Source organism: Intrasporangium sp. (genome assembly GCF_035280925.1).
GTDB lineage: Bacteria > Actinomycetota > Actinomycetes > Actinomycetales > Dermatophilaceae > Intrasporangium.
The window spans coordinates 1-2,013 of the sequence record NZ_DATEEY010000124.1 but is presented as its reverse complement, the minus strand read 5'-3'; the positions used below and the strand labels follow the sequence as shown (position 1 = coordinate 2,013).

At 69.1% G+C, this 2,013-nt stretch carries 3 protein-coding genes; 2 read left to right on the top strand and 1 reads right to left on the bottom strand.

What is annotated here, in order from left to right:
• The coding region (locus VJN29_RS11920; RefSeq protein WP_324143851.1) for an NUDIX hydrolase at positions 1-553 on the top strand (553 nt) is incomplete at its 5' end.
• 666 nt (positions 554-1,219) lie between these two features.
• Positions 1,220-1,546 carry a hypothetical protein gene (locus VJN29_RS11915; RefSeq protein WP_324143850.1) on the top strand — a complete coding sequence of 109 codons (327 nt, stop codon included), beginning with the start codon at positions 1,220-1,222 and terminating at the stop codon, positions 1,544-1,546.
• Between the two features lie 65 nt (positions 1,547-1,611).
• On the opposite strand, the gene VJN29_RS11910 is transcribed toward VJN29_RS11915, so the two are convergent.
• Positions 1,612-1,848 carry a hypothetical protein gene (locus tag VJN29_RS11910; protein WP_324143849.1) on the bottom strand — a complete coding sequence of 79 codons (237 nt, stop codon included), beginning with the start codon at positions 1,846-1,848 and terminating at the stop codon, positions 1,612-1,614.
• Positions 1,849-2,013: the final 165 nt, after the last annotated feature.

Here is a 2,013-nt window from a genome sequence, read left to right as displayed (position 1 = left end):
CGGGGGCCTGCTTGGCCCAAGCGAGACGCTGGAGGCATCGATCCGCCGGCATCTGGCCGCCAAGGTCGACGTCCGAGAGCTGGCCCACCTTGAGCAGCTGGAGACGCGCAGCGACCCGGCCAGGCATCCAGGGCGCGTGATCGCCACCGCCTATCTGGGGCTGGTGCCCACCCATCACGACCCGGCGGTGCCCCAGGACACCTCCTGGCATCCGGTGAACGCCCTCCCGGAGCTGGCGTTCGACCACGGTGTGATCGTGCTGGCCGGTCGCGAGCGCCTTCGGGCCAAGCTGTCCTACACCAACATCGGCTTCGCGCTTGCGCCCGCATGCTTCACGATCTCGGAGCTGCGGGCGGTGTACCGGGCGGCGCTCGGCCACGACGTATCCGCCACCAACCTGCAGCGGGTGCTGCTGCGCCGCGGCGTGCTGGAACAGACGGGCGAGTCACGCGCTCCAGGACGGTCCGGCGGCCGCCCGGCGGCGCTATTCCGGTTCCAGAGCCAGCGCCTGGAGATCACCGACCAGTTCGCCGTGCTCCGCCCCCCGGGCTGACCGGCGGTCGCCCGGCCGACCCAGCCCATCTTCTACCGTCATCTACCGCCTACGCTCTCTACTACGCTCACCCGACGGCTCAATCAGCGCATGGAAAGGCTGACCTTGCTGGGCAGCCCGACCTCGTCGACAGCAGCGACAGCGGTCAGATCCTGCTCGGTGCAGGCCCAGGCGGTCGGCTTCCGGTTCCACGTTGGCGAGGCACAGGTGAGCGGCTATGTGCTGCTGACCAGCGGGGCATCAATCTCACTGACCCAGACCGTCACGCTCCACCACGGTCAGAGGTAGCTGCTCGGTTGGCTGGCGCCGGCCAGCTCCACAGCCTCCACATGAGGTAACGGCTGCAGCCGCACAAGCGCTCTATCCGGTGACCGGTCCACGAGGTGTGGGCGGTTTCCCGTTGGCCCCCCGGCGGGAGCCGCCCGCTCCAGGCTCGCAGGCGGCCGGGCGCCAGACCTGGGCCGCGAGGCCAAGGTGGCCGTGCTCGCGCGTAGCCAGGGAAGGGCCAAAGGGTCAGGCGGGGGAGGCTTGTTTAGCTCCCCCGTCTGGCTATGGCCACAAGAGGGCTGTCGAACACCAACTTGTCCAACCGCGGCGACGGCCCCGGCCGACTTGTCTTAGTCGCCCCACTGTTCTCCGAACGTATGTTCACCTACTCTATCGGTCGTGGGAACCTGGGAAGCGGACGACCCGGCCTACTCTCGGCCGAGCGCCGCGCCGCTGGAGCGGTGCGCCGAGCTGCTCGGCGTCGACCTCGCCACCATCCAGCGGGCAGCGGCCGACGTCGAGCCTTACATCCGGGTCGACGGCAGCAAGGTCTGGAGCCTCATGCAACTGGAGCGGCGCCTTCATCCCGAGGCATACGGGCGCGTGCGGGGCGGCTATGTCAGTCGTCGACGGCGCCCGGCCCACGACCAACCGTTCCCCCAGGTGGAGGAGCGCGGCTCAGAGCGCTTGGAAGGTGCATCCCAGGGGGTGAGGCCATCGACCTAGCCGCGAGCGGAGACACGGCCGGCCGGAGTGCCAACCCTGGGAAGGGGACGCCCGGCCGGCTTGTCTTACTGGTACTGGTCGATGGCCGCGTCGCAGAAGGCTGAGAACTGCGCGACGGCGAAGGGCGCCGCCAGCTGGAGATGCGCTATCGCCGTCTGCCGGAAGTTGCCAACCTCCGACTCGAACTCCGAGCGGGTCGGCTGGCCCAGAAGGACCTTGACGTGGCGGCTCACCAGCCGGTGCGTGAAACCGTGCCGGAACTCCCTGATCGCGGGGTACTCGGCGCTCTCACTAGCCCTCACGAGCCAGTCCCGCAGCGGACCAGGCGTGAGCTGCGTCCATTTGAGAAGGCTCCGTCGAGATCCTGTTCCTTACCGCCGCTCAGCGGTTGGCCGTCGCTCAGCCGCCAGACAGCCGCCGCGCACAAGTCGAGGGCCGAGATTACGCTGCGGGTGCCGAGGCTGTAG